Annotated in this window: 11 protein-coding genes; 7 read left to right on the top strand and 4 right to left on the bottom strand. The window is 61.4% G+C overall.

The window, feature by feature from the left end:
• The first annotated feature begins 7 nt into the window (after positions 1-7).
• Positions 8-505 (top strand): GNAT family N-acetyltransferase, encoded by a 498-nt coding sequence (locus tag AC1RS8_RS02645; protein WP_218495488.1) that lies wholly within the window; start codon positions 8-10, stop codon positions 503-505.
• 23 nt (positions 506-528) lie between these two features.
• Here AC1RS8_RS02645 and AC1RS8_RS02640 read toward each other — a convergent pair whose 3' ends face one another.
• A complete protein-coding gene (locus AC1RS8_RS02640) occupies positions 529-840 on the bottom strand; it encodes a DUF6916 family protein (RefSeq protein WP_489339522.1) in 312 nt (103 codons plus the stop codon).
• Positions 841-894: 54 nt separating this feature from the next.
• The gene (locus AC1RS8_RS02635; RefSeq protein ID WP_057712536.1) at positions 895-1,482 is read right to left on the bottom strand and encodes a phage tail protein; all 588 of its coding nucleotides are present in this window, start codon (positions 1,480-1,482) and stop codon (positions 895-897) included.
• 316 nt (positions 1,483-1,798) lie between these two features.
• Between AC1RS8_RS02635 and AC1RS8_RS02630 the strand changes: the two genes are divergently transcribed.
• The 4 genes from AC1RS8_RS02630 (at position 1,799) to cysC (ending at position 13,053) form a co-directional block, all read left to right on the top strand.
• A complete protein-coding gene (locus AC1RS8_RS02630; protein ID WP_422775614.1) occupies positions 1,799-2,635 on the top strand; it encodes a sulfotransferase family protein in 837 nt (278 codons plus the stop codon).
• Positions 2,636-2,766: 131 nt separating this feature from the next.
• On the top strand, positions 2,767-10,905 hold the full coding sequence (locus AC1RS8_RS02625) for an Ig-like domain-containing protein (protein WP_493162314.1): 8,139 nt from the start codon (positions 2,767-2,769) through the stop codon (positions 10,903-10,905).
• 44 nt (positions 10,906-10,949) lie between these two features.
• Positions 10,950-12,464, top strand: a complete 1,515-nt coding sequence (locus AC1RS8_RS02620; protein ID WP_057712533.1) for a TolC family protein — start codon at positions 10,950-10,952, stop codon at positions 12,462-12,464.
• A complete protein-coding gene (gene cysC / locus AC1RS8_RS02615) occupies positions 12,448-13,053 on the top strand; it encodes an adenylyl-sulfate kinase (RefSeq protein WP_489339524.1) in 606 nt (201 codons plus the stop codon). The genes AC1RS8_RS02620 and cysC overlap by 17 nt, the downstream gene beginning before the upstream one ends.
• Positions 13,054-13,065: 12 nt before the next feature.
• On the opposite strand, the gene AC1RS8_RS02610 is transcribed toward cysC, so the two are convergent.
• Positions 13,066-13,824 (bottom strand): slipin family protein, encoded by a 759-nt coding sequence (locus tag AC1RS8_RS02610; RefSeq protein WP_057399130.1) that lies wholly within the window; start codon positions 13,822-13,824, stop codon positions 13,066-13,068.
• Positions 13,825-13,826: 2 nt separating this feature from the next.
• Positions 13,827-14,360: an NfeD family protein gene (locus tag AC1RS8_RS02605; RefSeq protein ID WP_057712531.1), complete on the bottom strand. Its 534-nt coding sequence runs from the start codon at positions 14,358-14,360 to the stop codon at positions 13,827-13,829.
• A 199-nt stretch (positions 14,361-14,559) separates the two neighbouring features.
• Between AC1RS8_RS02605 and AC1RS8_RS02600 the strand changes: the two genes are divergently transcribed.
• Both AC1RS8_RS02600 and AC1RS8_RS02595 read left to right on the top strand, forming a co-directional pair.
• A complete protein-coding gene (locus AC1RS8_RS02600; protein WP_007975646.1) occupies positions 14,560-15,021 on the top strand; it encodes an aminoacyl-tRNA deacylase in 462 nt (153 codons plus the stop codon).
• Between the two features lie 130 nt (positions 15,022-15,151).
• Positions 15,152-15,397 carry a DUF2789 domain-containing protein gene (locus tag AC1RS8_RS02595; protein ID WP_015092958.1) on the top strand — a complete coding sequence of 82 codons (246 nt, stop codon included), beginning with the start codon at positions 15,152-15,154 and terminating at the stop codon, positions 15,395-15,397.
• Positions 15,398-15,463: the final 66 nt, after the last annotated feature.

The raw sequence follows: 15,463 nt of genomic DNA, 5'->3' as shown, positions 1-15,463 counted from the left end.
TGCGACGATGGCGAACAGCAGTGCTGTGGCAGCCGAAGGTTTGGTGGTGCGGCCTTCGCGAGCAAGCGATGGGCCTTTTTTGCAGCGCCTGTATCAATCGGCCCGACCGGACCTGCAATGGATCGACGACAGCGTGGAGGTGGTCGAGCAGATTGTGGCCCAGCAATTCCAGGTACAGGAGCAAGGACTGGGTGAAAACTTCCCCAATGCCATGCATTACGTGGTTGAGAAACTCGGCACTGCGATCGGCGCGTTGAGCACTGATTTCGGACCGAATGAGATTCGCGTGCTGTATCTGGCCTTCATCCCGGCGGCGCGGGGGCAGGGGTATGGGCGGGCGGTATTGCAGGGGGTGCAGAAGGCCGCCCAACAGATTCGTTGCCCGGTGGCGACGGTGGTCTGGGCCAGCAATCCCCATGCGCTTGAGCATTACCTGACGCTGGGCTTTGCAGTGCAGGAGTACAACGTCGCGGCACAAAGGCTGGTGTGGTATCCGCAAGGCTGAGGGCACTGCGAGCCAGAAAAGGGTCAGTTGAAGGCGATGTAGAAGTAGCCTCGCTGCGGATCACGTCCCATCGACGGCACCCGGGAAACGAAAATGTTTTCCACTTTGCCCAGTTCCGGCAATTGCAGCGTGCATAAACCGTCCACAAAATCGGTCGGGACCAGGCTGTTGAACTCTACACTGAACGGCATGCGCTCACTGTTGCGCATGCGGGCGCGGGGTGACTCTTCGAGGTGTTCGAACTGCACCGGCAATTCGCCGCCGTCGGGCAGGCGAAGGACAACGGTCTGGCCCAGCAGGGTCTGGAAATGATGACTTTGAACCGCTTGCAACATGATCTGCCTCCGAAAAGTGAACAGTGCCGGGGGCGCGCGGCCCCCGGCGAACCTTCAGCCACGCGATGGAAAATACCCTTGCAGGGCGATGCTGAAGTTGATGACCAGGAACGGGTTCATCACACTCATGGGCTGGGTCCCGCCAGTGGAGGCAATCTCTCCGGTGACGGTGGTGCTCACGCCCTGGAGCGCCACCGCCGTTGCCCCTTGTTGATCGGAGTAGATGTTCGCCGTCCCCGGTCCGCCGCTCGAAGCGCCGATGAAGGCGTTGGTTGCCGTTGGCACGTTTACGGGATTGCTCGGCGGGTTGGCCAGTTGCAGGGTGGTGGTGGCGGTCAGTCCGGACATCTGGTGGGTGTGGTTGGGCATGTTGCCGATGGTCGCGGTGACGTTTTCGGTACCGGAAATCTCGCCAATGGTGCGCGGGCTGAGATTGGTGCCGGTGCCCTGGGCCATCGGTAATCGACCTTGCAGGTTGGGTAGCATGAAGGTGGTCTGGCCGTTGCCGCCGTAGTTCACGCCAATCAGCGAGAACAATGCACTCCATTGCGAAATGCTTAACGTCTGGCCATTGCAAAGGGCCCAGTTCTGGGGGGCGAAATCAAAGGCGAAAGGCTGGATAGTGCCGATAAATACTTCCATTAATCCTCATCCTTCAGGTTGGTGGTTGGCGCGCCACGCGGCTGCCAGACACCTGGGGGTGTCGACTCCTTTTCTTTACGTGGCTCGGTCACGCCACGCCACAGCGTAGACGTAGATTGTGGGTGTCGTGGCGAGGTTGTGTTTGTCCGATGGACGCGCTTCCCACGCTGTCGTCGCTAATGTCCTTCGCTGTTTACGAAAAGCTCGGTATCAAGTCGATTTAGCTTCAAATTGATATCAAAAGACCACTAGTCGAAGCTTTATCGATCGACTACGCTTTGTCCTACAAAAGGACTATCAAATACGGTGAATGGACTTGCACCATTTTCATTTCATTTCCGGTTTGCCGCGCTCGGGGTCGACCCTGCTTTCTGCAATCCTGTTGCAGAATCCGCGTTTCCATGCCGGAATGACCAGCCCCGTCGGTTCCCTGTTTTCCGGTGTTCTGGAGCAGTGCAGCGCCGGCAGCGAGTTTGGTGCCGTTATCGACACCGATATGCGCCGTCGCCTGTTGCGCGGCCTGTTTGATTCCTTTTACGCCGACAAGGCCGACAAATCGGTGGTGTTCGACACCAATCGGTTGTGGAGTTCGCGCCTGCCGGCCATCAGCGATCTGTTTCCCAAGGCCAAGGTCATTGCCTGCGTGCGCAACGTCGCCTGGGTCATGGACAGCATCGAGCGTCTGTACCGCGCCAATCCCTATGAAAACACCAAACTCTTCGGCGATGCCGTCGAGCGCAACACCGTCTACAGCCGTTGCGAAACCCTGGCCCAGCGCAATCGCCTGGTGGGTTTTGCCTGGGCGGCGCTTAAGGAAGCCTATTACGGCGAGCATGCCGACTCCTTGCTGATCATCGACTATGACCTGCTGACCCAGGCTCCGGAGCGGGTGCTGCGGCTGGTCTACGACTTTATCGACGAACCCTGGTTCGAGCACGACTTCGAACACCTGGCGTACGACGCCCCGGAATTCGATCAAGCCCTGGGGGTGACTGGCCTGCACAAGGTCAGACCCAAGGTTGCCGTGCAGGCACGACGCACCATCCTGCCGCCGGATCTGTTCAAGCAATACTCAGACTTGTCCTTTTGGCTCGATGGCTCTGCCAGCGCCGCCAATGTCATTCGTATGAAGTCCGACGCCGCGAACATTTGATCGCGGCGTTTTTCATTGATGCCTTACGTATATTCGTTCGAATCCGGGTGAGCAGCATGTGGTGGACCATTTTTGGCGGGGTAAAGGCAACGTCACGGGCAACCGAAGGTCAACGGACGCCAGCGGCGCCCATGATCATGTCCCTTGAACCACGCATGCTGTTCGACGGCGCCGTCGCCGCCACGGTGGCCGATACCGCGGCCCAGGCCGATAGCCATTCCACAGCCGATGCCGCCAAGACACCGACTGCCGATCACCCGACCACCAGCAAGGACACCCACGGCCAGACCGATGCCGCGCCGGCTGTCAGCCCGGTTGCGGTGCCAGGGCAGAGCGTGGTGTTCGTCGACTCTCGGGTGAAAGATGCCGACAGCCTGCTCCGGGGCGTAGCCCCCGGGACCCAGATCGTGAAGCTGGACACGGGCAAGGATGGACTGCAACAAATTGCCGACTACCTCGATCAGCATCAGGGCATCAGCTCGGTGCAGATCATCGCCCACGGCAACGCTGGCGACCTGTGGCTGGGCGACAGCTATCTGTCGGCTGACAACGTCGCCGCTCGCAGCGCGGTGCTGGCGGAAATCGGCAAGGACATCAACGCTGGCGGCGACATCCTGATCTACGGCTGCTACACCGCCGAAGGCGAGCGTGGCCTGAGCTTTGTCGACTCGCTGGCGCAAATGACCGGCCGCGATGTAGCGGCTTCGAGCAACCGTACCGGCGTGGGCGGCGACTGGGATCTGGAAATCGCCACCGGCAACATCGAAAGCGCCAACGTCCTCTCGACCACGGCCATGAGCGACTATCAGTGGGGCCTGGCCACCTGGACCGCCACCAACAACGCCAATACGGGCGTCGGCTCGTTGCGTGCCGCCCTCGCCTCGGCGCAGAACGGCGATATCGTCACCTTCAGCAGTGGCATGACGGTGCAGTTGACCTCCGAATTGCTGATCAACAAGAACGTCACCGTTGATGGCGACTTGAACAACGACGGTGCGGCGGATGTGATTCTCGATGGTCAGTACAGGACCCGAGTGATTGAAGTGAGCTCAGGCAGTATCGTCACGCTCGATGGCCTGGTGATCACCCGTGGCCTGGTGTCGGGCAATGGCGGCAACGGTGGCTACGGTGCCACGGGCGCGATGGCCGGAGGTATTTTCAACGCCGGGATTCTGACCCTGAACAACGTTACCGTGACCTCCAACGGGGCTTCCGGTGGCGGTGGCGGCGGCGGTGTCACGGGCGCTTTTTACGGCGGCGGCGGCGGTGGCGGCGGCGGTCTGGGCGGCCAGGGCGGCGGGCATGGCGGTTCGGCAGGGCCGGGCACCGGCACGTTGGGCGGCCAGGCGGGCAGCGGTGGCGTCGGTGGTTACGGCGGCGGTTATGACGCCACCCACATGGGCGGTCGTGGCGGTACCACCACTGGCGGGGCCGGCGGGCTGGGCGTTTCCTATTACAGCAACGGTGGTAACGGTGCGACGGCCACCAATGGCACGATTTCCATTGGTGGTGGCGGCGGCGGGGCCGGTTGGGACAAGGTGGGTGGCGCCGGCGGCAACGCGGTGGGCGGGATCTACAACGCCAGCAGCGGCACCATCACCGTCATCGGCACGTCGACCATCAGCAACAACATTGGCGCTGGTGGCGGCGGTGGCGGTGGCGGTGGCCAAGGCAGCAATGCCAGCAATGGCGGCCTGGGCGGCCGGGGCGTCGGTGCGATCTGGAACAAAGGCACGCTGCTGATGACGGCCGCCAACTTCGCCGCCCTGGCCGGTAATGCCGCGGCCAGTGGTGCGGGTGGTACCGCGCAGGGCGGAGGTACAACCGGCACCTCGCCGACCTCCTTCGCGACCATCTACAACGACGGGGGTGTACTCAACACCGCGTATGCGCCACCACCGACCGCGACCATCGTGGTTGCTGACACCACACTGAGCATCGGCGAAACGTCCTTGGTGACGATCACTTTTTCCGAGGCCGTGACCGGTTTCACCAATGCGGACCTGACCATCGCCAACGGCACCTTGAGTGCGATAAGCAGCGGCGATGGCGGCATCACCTGGACAGCAACGTTCACGCCGTCCGCCAGTATTTCCGATACGACCAACGTCATTACCCTGGACAACACCGGTGTGATCAACGGTCTGGGTACCGCCGGCGTCGGCACCACCAACTCCAATAACTACACGGTCGACACCGTACGCCCGACCGCGACCATCGTCGTGGCAGACAATGCGCTGAGAGTCGGCGAAACTTCGCTGGTGACCATCACCTTCGATCAGGCCGTGACCGGTTTGACCAACGCCGACCTGACCATCGCCAACGGTACGCTCACGGCGGTGAGCAGCAGCGATGGCGGCATCACCTGGACGGGGACCTTCACCCCAACCGCCAGCATCACCGATACGACCAACCTGATCACCCTGGACAACACCGGGGTCAACGATCTGGCGGGCAATGCCGGGAGCGGCACCACCGACTCGAACAACTACGCGATCGACACTGTGCGCCCGACGGCCACCATCGTCGTTACGGACATGGCGCTGAAAATCGGTGAAACCTCACTGGTGACCATTACCTTCAGCGAAGCGGTCAGCGGGTTCACCAATGCTGACCTGACGATTGCCAACGGAACGCTCACGGCGGTGAGCAGCAGCGATGGCGGCATCACCTGGACCGCGACCTTCACCCCGACGGCCAGCGTCAATGACACGACCAACCTGATCACCCTGAACAACACCGGGGTCAACGATCTGGCGGGCAACGCCGGGAGCGGCACCACCGATTCGAACAACTATGCGATTGATACGCTCCGTCCAACCGCGACCATCGTGGTGGCGGACACGGCGCTGAGAATCGGCGAAACCTCGCTGGTGACGATCACCTTCAGCGAAGCGGTGAGCGGGTTCACCAACGCCGATCTGACCATCGCCAACGGTACGCTCACTGCGGTGAGCAGCAGCGATGGCGGTATCACCTGGACGGCGACCTTCACCCCGTCCGCCAGCATCACCGACACGACCAACCTGATCACTCTGGACAATACCGGGGTCAGCGATCTGTCGGGCAACGCCGGCAGCGGCACCACCGACTCCAACAACTACGCGATCGACACCGTGCGCCCGACGGCCAGCATCGTGGTCGCGGATACGGCGCTGAGAATCGGTGAAACCTCGCTGGTGACCATCACCTTCAGCGAAGCGGTCAGCGGACTCACCAACGCCGACCTGACCATCGCCAATGGCACGTTGAGCGCGATCAGCAGCAGCGACGGCGGCATCACCTGGACCGCGACCTTCACGCCCTCCGCGAGTATCAACGACACGACCAACCTGATCACCCTGAACAACACCGGAGTCAGCGATCTGGCGGGCAATGCCGGGAGTGGCACCACCGATTCGAACAACTACGCCATCGATACTGTTCGTCCGACTGCCACGATTGTGCTGGCCGATACAACGCTGACCGCGGGCGAAACCTCGCTGGTGACCATCACCTTCTCCGAGGCGGTGAGCGGTTTCACCAACGCCGACCTGACGATTGCCAACGGCACCTTGACCTCCGTCAGCAGCAGCGACGGTGGCATCACCTGGACTGCGACCTTCACCCCTACCGTTGGCGTGAATGACTCGAGCAACGTGATCACCCTGAACAACACCGGAGTGAGTGATCTGGCGGGCAACACAGGCAGCGGCACCACCAACTCCGGCAACTACACCATCGATACGGTGCTGCCGACAGCGACCATCGTGGTCGCCGACAATGCGTTGAGAATCGGTGAAACGTCGCTGGTGACCATTACTTTCAGCGAAGCCGTCAGTGGGTTCTCCAACGCCGACCTGACCATCGCCAACGGTACACTCACAGCGGTGAGCAGCAGCGATGGTGGCATCACCTGGACCGCGACATTCACCCCGACTGCCAGCATCACCGACACGACCAACCTGATCACCCTGGACAACACCGGTGTGCAGGCTGTCGCCAGCGGTAACGTGGGCAGCGGCACCACCGACTCCAACAACTACGCCATCGACACCGTGCGCCCGACGGCAACCATTGTGGTTGCGGACACGGCACTGAGAATCGGCGAAACCTCGCTGGTGACGATCACCTTCAGCGAAGCGGTGAGTGGTTTCACCAATGCCGACCTGACCATCGCCAACGGTACGCTCACAGCGGTGAGCAGCAGCGACGGCGGCATCACCTGGACGGCAACCTTCACGCCTTCGGCGAGCATCAACGACACGACCAACCTGATCACCCTGGACAACACCGGCGTGGCTGATCTGAGGGGGAACGCCGGCAGCGGCACCACCGATTCCAACAACTACGCTATCGACACGGTCCGACCCACTGCGACCATTGTCCTGGCCGACGCTACCCTGAGTGCCGGTGAAACCTCGCTGGTGACCATTACCTTCTCCGAGGCAGTGACGGGTTTCACCAACGCTGACCTGAGCATCGCCAACGGCACCTTGACCTCGGTGAATAGCAGCGACGGTGGCATCACCTGGACCGCGACCTTCACCCCAACCGTCGGCGTGAATGACTCGAGCAACGTGATCACCCTGAACAACACCGGAGTCAGCGATCTGGCGGGCAACACCGGCAGCGGCACTACCAACTCCGGTAACTACACCATCGATACGGTGCTGCCGACGGCCACTATCGTCGTGGCCGATGGTGCGTTGAGCGTCGGTGAAACATCGCTGGTGACCATCACCTTCTCCGAGGCGGTGAGCGGTTTCAGCAACGCCGACCTGACCATCGCCAACGGCACCTTGAGCTCCGTGACCAGCGGTGATGGTGGCATCACCTGGACCGCAACCTTTACGCCGACCAATGCCATCTCCGACACCAGTAACGTCATCACCCTGGATAACAGCGGTGTGCAAAACGGCTCGGGCAACGCCGGTAGCGGCACCACCGACTCCAACAACTACGTGATCGACACCGTGCGCCCGACCGCCACCATTGTGGTCGCGGACTCGGCGCTGGCGGTGGGTCAGACATCAGTGGTGACCATCACGTTCTCCGAGGCGGTGACCGGCTTTACCACGGCCGATCTGACGGTGAGCAACGGTACTCTGAGCAATCTCAGCACCAGCGATAACATCACTTACACCGCGACATTTACTCCGACGGCTGACATCACCGACGCCACCAATCTGATCACCCTGGACAACAGCGGTGTGGTCGACGGGGCGGGCAACGTCGGCAGCGGCACCACCGATTCGAACAACTTTTCGATCGACAGCCAGCGCCCGACCGCAACCATTGTGCTGTCCGACCCGACGCTGAGTGCCGGTGAAACCTCGCTGGTAACCATCACCTTCTCCGAGTCTGTGAGCGGTTTCAGCAACGATGACCTGTCCGTTCCCAACGGCACGTTGAGTGCGGTGAGCAGTAGCGACGGCGGCATCACCTGGACGGCGACGTTCACGCCGACCGTCGCGGTCAACGACACGACCAACCTGATCACCCTGGGCAACTCCGGCGTCGCGGACCTGGCAGGCAACGTCGGTACGGGTACGACCAATTCCGCGAATTTCACCATCGACACCGTGTTGCCGACCGCCACCATTGTGGTCGCCGACACGGCCTTGAGCGTCGGCGAAACCTCGCTGGTGACCATCACCTTCAGCGAGGCCGTGAGCGGTTTCAGCAACGCCGACCTGAGCATTGCCAACGGTACCCTGAGCGCGGTGAGCAGCAGCGATGGCGGCGTCACCTGGACGGCAACCTTCACGCCGACCGCCAACATCGCTGACAGCTCCAACCTGATCACTCTGGACAACAGCGGCGTGCAGAACGCCTCCGGCAATGCGGGCAGCGGTACCACCGATTCCAACAACTACGCCATCGACACCGAGCGTCCGACCGCCACCATCGTGGTCGCCGACACGGCCCTGAGCGTCGGCGAAACCTCGCTGGTGACCATCACTTTCTCCGAGGCGGTGACGGGTTTCACCAACGCCGACCTGACCATCGATAATGGCACCTTGAGTGCGGTGAGCAGCAGCGACGGCGGCATCACCTGGACGGCCATTCTGACACCGCTGGCGGGTATCGCCGACACCGGCAACCTCATCCAGCTCGATAACAGCGGTGTTCAGGATGCGGCAGGCAATGCCGGCATCGGGGCCACGGATTCGAACAACTACGCGATCGACAGCCAACGCCCGACCGCGACCATTGTCATGGCCGACACCGACCTGCGTCCCGGCGAAACGACCCTGGTGACCATTACCTTCAGCGAAGCGGTCAGTGGTCTGGACAGTTCCGATCTGAGCGTCGCCAACGGCACTCTGAACGGGTTGAGCAGCAGCGACGGCGGCGTCACCTGGACGGCGACTTTCACGCCGACCGCCAGCATCACCGACACCACCAACCTGATCACCCTGGACAACACCGGTGTCACCGATGCGGCTGGCAACGCCGGAAGCGGGGTGACCAACTCGGCGAATTACCTGGTGCAAACCAGTGTGCCGACCGCCAGCATCGTGATCGCCGACACGGCGCTCAAGGCTGGCGAAACGACCCTGGTGACCATCACGTTCAGCGAGGCGGTGACCGGTTTCAGCAACGCTGACCTGACCATCGCCAACGGTACATTGAGCAACGTCAGCAGCAGCGATGGCGGCATTACCTGGACAGCAACCTTCACGCCGACCGCCAACATCGCTGACAGCTCCAACCTGATCACTCTGGACAATAGCGGCGTGGTCAATGCATCGGGCAACGCGGGGACGGGCACTACCGACTCGAACAATTTTGCCATCGACACCGCGCTGCCGACCGCCTCCATCGTGGTTGCAGACACGCAACTTGGCATCGGTGAAACCACCACGGTGACCATCACCTTCAGCGAAGCGGTGAGCGGTTTCGATGTGTCGGACATCAGCGTTGCCAATGGTGTGTTGTCGAACCTGAGCAGCAGCGATGGCGGCGTGACCTGGACCGCGACCCTGACGCCGACCGCCAATATCAACGACACAACCAACCTGATCGTGCTCGACACCGGTCGCGTGCAGGACGTTGCCGGCAACTTCGGCGCAAGTATCGCCATCTCCAACAATTACGCGCTTGATGCGACCCGGCCAACGGTGAACATCGTGGTTGCCAACCCGAACCTCGGTATCGGCCAGACCACTACGGTGACCTTCACCTTCAGCGAAGCCGTCAGCCACTTCGACCTGTCCGATCTGAGCGTGACCAACGGCGACCTGAGCAATCTCGGCAGCAGCGATGGCGGCAAGACCTGGACGGCGACGTTCACGCCGACGGCCAATGTCACCGACCCAAGCAACTTCATCGCCCTGGACACCCGCAACGTCACAGATCTGGTGGGCAACACTGGCAACACGGTGGCGGTGTCGAACAATTACACCCTCGACAGCGAACTGCCGAGCGCCACCGTCGTGGTCGCCAATCCGAACCTGGGCGTGGGTCAGACTTCGCAGGTGACCATCACCTTCAACGAAGCGGTCAGTGGTTTTGATTTGTCCGACATCAGTATTGCCAACGGCACCTTGTCCGACCTGAGCAGCAGCGATGGCGGCAAGACCTGGACCGCGACCCTGACACCGACCGCCAACGTCAATATCGCCAGCAACGTGATCAGCATCGACTATGCCGGTATCAGCGACATGGCCGGCAACAGTGGCAGCGGCGTGAGCTATTCCGACAATTTTGTCATCAACACGGTGCCAACTTCCTCGGTCGTTTTCGTGTCGGCAGACCCGGATTTGCGCAGCAACCCCCCGGTGACGCTGACCGATGTGCCCAACGTGCCGCTGCAACCGACCATTTTCACGCCTCCGACGGGCAACCTCAGCTCACCATTGACCTTCCAGCCGTTGTTCGAACAACGGGTGATCGGCAACGGTATCCGGCCGTTGGGCGATATTTTCATGAACCACGGTGCATTGGCCCCGAGTTTCATCGCACAGGTTTTCAGCAGCAATGACAGCGGAGGCGATGGCTCGGGGCATGGTTTCCTCGGTTTCGGCGGCGGCGATGGCGGTGTGTTCAGCACCAGCACGCTATCGAGCCTGTTCAATCAGGACAGCAGTAGCGAACGCGATTCGTTGAACGCCTTTGGCAGCCAGTCGATCAAGTCCGGCGATGTTTCCCAGGGCCTGCGCGGGGTGTTTGGCGCACCGACCCTGGGCCAGCAATTGCAACAGCTCAAAGACAACGAGCAGCAGCAGGTGGATAACCTGGCCGCCACTTTGAAACTGGCCGGCATCAGCGAAATGCAGGCCTGATGAAAACCTCCACTTGTGATGCGGCACCCAGGGGCGATGCAAGGATGAATAGAAGTCATAAGTTATTCGGCGCCAGCCTGCTGGCACTGGCGATCAGCGGATGCGCAGTCACCAGTGAGCCGATCGAACGCAGTGTCAGTGAGCAGCGGGCCAAAAGTGACCTGCAAAGCATGTATAAGGGGCAGGAGCCTCTTGGCGGCCCATTGACCCTGCACCAGGCCATGGCCCGTGCGGTGAAGTACAACCTCGAAGGCCGGTTGAAAATCATGGAGGAGGCCCTGGCCAAGCGTCAGCTCGACCTCGCCAGTTTCGACATGCTGCCGCGCATGGCGCTGGACGCCGGATACGTGGGCCGCAACAACGTCAATGCCTCCAGTAGCCAGAGCGTGCGGACCGGCACGCAGTCCCTGGAGCCTTCGACCTCCCAGGACCGCGACCGTGATGTAGCGGACCTGACGATGGTCTGGAACGTGCTCGATTTTGGTGTCAGTTACATCAGTGCAAAGCAGCAGGGCGACCAGCGCCTGATCGTTCAGGAGCGCCGACGCAAGGTGATCAACACCATCGTCCAGGACGTACGCTCGGCGTATTGGCGGGCGATGGCCGCCGAACGCCTGCTCACGCAGATCGACAGCCTGATGGCACGGGTGGAAACCGCGCGCAACGACAGCCAGAGCATGAGCCAGCAACGCATTGGCGATCCGGTGCAAGCCCTCGGTTATCAACGCTCGCTGATCGAAGCGACCCGCCAACTGGAAGAGCAACGCCGTGCGTTGTCACTGGCGAAGACCGAACTGGCGACCCTGATCAACCTGCCGATGGGCACGGAGCTGACCTTGGCGACCGATAACGGTTATGAGATTCCCGAACTCAAGGTCGATCTGGCCAGTCTTGAACAGGAAGCCCTGACCAGCCGTCCGGAACTGCGTGAACAGGATTATCAGACCCGCATCAGCGCTGCCGAGACCCGCAAAGCCATGTTGCGCCTGCTGCCGGGCCTGGAGTTCTCCGCTGGCGGACATTACGACAGCAACTCGTTCCTGGTGGAGCAGGGCTGGGCCGATTACGGCGTCAAGGTCACCTGGAACCTGTTCAATGTGATCTCGGCGCCTGCGGCGATCGACGTGGCCAAGGCCGGTGAGGAAGTCGCCACCGCGCGCCGTCAGGCGATGTCGATTGCGGTGCTGGCGCAGTTGTATGTGGCCAATGCCAACTACCGCGAGGCCTTGCGCCAGTTCAAGACCAACCAGCAATTGTCGGACATCGACGGGCAAATCGTCGGTCAGTTGCGCAACCGCCACCAGGCGGATGGCATCGGTGAACTGGATCTGATCCAGGGCGAACTCAATACCTTGCAGGCCGATCTGCGTCGCGACCTGTCCTACGCCGACCTGCGCAATGCCTACGGGCAAATTTTCGCCAGCGCCGGCCTCGATCCGTTGCCGGATCAGGTGCAATCGACACAGGTCCAGTCCATCGCCACGGCCCTGGCCAATCGTGAAGCAGCCTGGGCGGCAGGTGATATTACGGTGCCGGTGACCCATGCCCCAGCACGTTGATGTGAAAGCCCCGACTGCCAGCATCAGCCGAGCTCAGCGGGAGCGGCGCAACGGTCATCGCGGCGCGGCTATCCTGCTGACCGGCCTGCCGGCGGCGGGCAAGTCGACCCTTGCGCAAGCGCTGCACGCCGAGTTGTTTGCCCGCGGACTGCAGAGCGTGGTGCTCGATGGTGACGGGCTGCGGGTGGGGCTCAATCGAGACCTGGGCTTCAGCGACAGCGATCGTCAGGAGAACATCCGTCGCGCCAGCGAACTGGCATCGTTGCTGGTGGAGAACGGACAAATCGTGATCCTGGCGATGATCGCGCCCCTGGTGGAGTTGCGCGATGTGTTCGCCCGGCGGCTCGGTGACGATTATCGCGAAGTCTGGTGCAGTGCGACCCTGGCGGTGTGCGAGCAACGTGATCCAAAAGGTCACTATGCCCGCGCCCGACGCGGCGAATTGACCGGGTTTACCGGGGTGTCCGCACCGTATCAGGCACCGGTCGATGCGGCGCTGGTGCTCGACACCGGGATACAGTCTGTGGAGGCCTGTCTTGATCGACTGTTGACCTGGATCGGTGAATCCGCGGTGCTGCCCCGGCCTTGAACCGGTCGGTGTTCAAGGTTTCGACGACAAGTCCGCCATGCCCTTGAGCAACTCGATCGGCAGTGGAAAGACGATGGTCGAGCTCTTGTCGCCGGCAATCGAACTCAGGGTCTGCATGTAACGCAGCTGCATGGCCCCCGGTTGGCGGCCCAGCATTTCGGCGGCTTGCATGAGTTTTTCCGAGGCCTGCAATTCGCCTTCGGCATGGATTACCTTGGCTCGCCGTTCCCGTTCGGCTTCGGCCTGCTTGGCGATGGCGCGGATCATCGATTCGTTGAGGTCCACGTGCTTGATCTCGACGTTGGCGACCTTGATGCCCCAGGCGTCGGTCTGGGCGTCGAGCACTTGCTGGATGTCCAGATTCAAGCGTTCGCGTTCGGCCAGCAGTTCGTCCAGTTCGTGTTTACCCAGCACCGCCCGCAGCGTGGTTTGCGCCAATTGGCTGGTGGCCATCAGAAAGTCTTCGACCTGGATGATCGCCTTTTGCGGATCGAGCACGCGGAAATACAGCACTGCGTTGACCTTGACCGACACGTTGTCGCGGGTGATCACGTCTTGCGGCGGCACGTCCAGCACCACGGTGCGCAAATCGACCCTTACCATTTGCTGGACCACCGGTATCAGCAGGATCAGGCCAGGGCCCTTGACCTGCCAGAAGCGCCCGAGCTGGAACACCACGCCGCGCTCGTATTCGCGCAGGATGCGGAACGTCGCCCCTGCCAGTGCGATGATCAACAATAGCAGCGCGACAAGACCCAATTGCAAACCCATGACTATTCTCCGCCCGGCGCCGCGTCAGCCGCGGCCACTTGCAGCAGCAAACCCTTGCGCCCCACCACCCGCACCCGCTGCCCGGGTTGCAGCGGCGTCGCGCTAAGCACTTGCCATCGTTCTCCCTGCAGATGAATCCAGCCGCCATAGGCGTTACCGGTCTGTAATGACGTCACCGCCGTCACGCTGCCGAGCAGCCCAGCATCACCGCTGACGATGTCGCGCGGTCGTGTCTTCATGGCGTGAATCACCAGGTAGATCAGCAACAGCGCGCTGACCAGGCCCAGGCCGATCATCAACGGCACGGGCACTTCGGTGTTGGACAGGATCACCGCCCCGATCACGAACATCACGATGCCGCCCAGGCCGATCACGCCGTAATTGGGCAGGGCCGCCTCGGCGATCAGGAACGCTAGGCCGAAGGTGATCAGCCAGATCCCGATGGGGTTGGGCACCAGCAACACAACTGTGTCGGTGGCGCAGGCCGATCCGCTCAACGCCAATAGCAACGCAACTGCACAGCAACGCATGTTCACTTGACCCTCCGGGAGAGTCGTGAAGTGGCTCTGAATACAGTTTAGTTGAGCCTCGGCCGGTATGAATTTTGCTCAATTACCGTCGGCAGCCGATGAGCGGATTTCCCACCGGAACGCGCTGACGGGCCTAGACTTTTACTACGCAAGCCAAGCTTTAATCATCGTCCGCAAGCGATCATGGCGGACACCGAGGTGCATCATGCGTATGGCAAGAACCGTGCAGCGAAGCCTGGAAAAGGCTCAATGCGAATATGACATCGTCAGCCACCCACACTCGGCCAGCAGCCTTGAAACGGCGCGGGTCGCAGGTATTCCTGCCGAACGGGTGGCCAAATCGGTGATCCTCGACGATCACCATGGGCATTACCTGATGGCCGTGCTGCCCGCCAGCCGCCACCTTGACCTGAGCAAAGTCCGCAGCAGCGGTGAGTGGCAGGTTTCCCGCGAAAGCAACCTCGCGCACCTGTTCGATGATTGCGAACGCGGTGCCGTACCGGCGCTGGGTGAGTCCTATGGGTTGGAGGTGGTCATCGATCCGCTGCTGACCCGACAAAAAGACATCTATCTGGAGGCTGGAAACCACGTCAACCTGGTGCGCATGGACATGCCCGAGTTTCTGAAAATGGTGCCGCATGCCGAGGTGCGGGAATTGAGTCATTGAGTTTTGTTTCGTCAATGCTGACGTCATCGCGGGCAAGCCCGCTCCCACAGGAACTGCGATTAACCTGTGGGAGCGAGCTTGCTCGCGATGACCGCGCAGCGGTCCTTGAATTGGTCCCCAGGAGTTCGACATGGAAAGCCCGACCCACAACCTTCCATCCCTGTTCAAACAACTCGGCCTGCCGGACGACGCCGAAAGCATCGATAAATTCATCGCCACCCATTCACCGCTCAAACCGGAGCTGCACCTTGCGGATGCGTTTTTCTGGAGCCCGAGCCAGGCGGAACTTCTGCGGGAGGAGATTCTCGATGACGCGGATTGGGCCGAGGTGGTGGATCAACTGGATGTGATGTTGAGGAAGGGGCGGGGGGTGTAAATAACTGATAGGCGGCGGTCCGCCGAGGTTGCTCTGATCACAATAATTGACCAGAATTAAGACCTT

The sequence above is a fragment of the Pseudomonas sp. GW821-FHT12A04 genome, assembly GCF_058807755.1.
The sequence above is the reverse complement of the archived record's forward strand: the minus strand, read 5'-3'. Positions and strand labels throughout refer to the sequence as shown.